This window comes from Nonomuraea mesophila, assembly GCF_004352805.1.
In the GTDB taxonomy this organism is placed as follows: domain Bacteria; phylum Actinomycetota; class Actinomycetes; order Streptosporangiales; family Streptosporangiaceae; genus Nonomuraea; species Nonomuraea longispora.
On sequence record NZ_SMLD01000420.1, the window covers coordinates 1 to 423 of the forward strand.

The following is a 423-nucleotide window of genomic DNA, read 5'->3' on the forward strand; positions in this document are numbered from 1 at the left end:
GCCACCGGGTCCTGGCCGTGGTGCGGGGTAGTGCGGTCAATCAGGATGGTGCGAGTAACGGGATCACGGCTCCGAACGGTCCTTCGCAGCAGCGGGTGATCCGTCAGGCGCTGGCGAACGCGGGTCTGTCGCCGGCCGAGGTGGACGCGGTCGAGGCGCACGGCACCGGCACGACCCTGGGCGACCCGATCGAGGCCCAGGCGTTGCTGGCCACCTATGGCCAGGAGCGGCCCGAGGACCGGCCCGTGTGGCTGGGATCGCTGAAGTCCAACATCGGGCACACACAGGCGGCCTCGGGTGTGGGCGGTGTGATCAAGATGGTCATGGCGCTGCGCAACGGTGTGCTGCCGCGGACGTTGCATGCTGATGAGCCGTCGCCGCATGTGGACTGGTCGGCGGGTGCGGTGCAGTTGCTGACCGAGG

At 69.5% G+C, this 423-nt stretch carries 1 pseudogene; it reads left to right on the plus strand.

Going from position 1 to position 423, the window contains the following annotated elements:
- A pseudogene (locus tag E1295_RS48370) lies at nucleotides 1-423 on the plus strand (polyketide synthase); the annotation flags it as partial.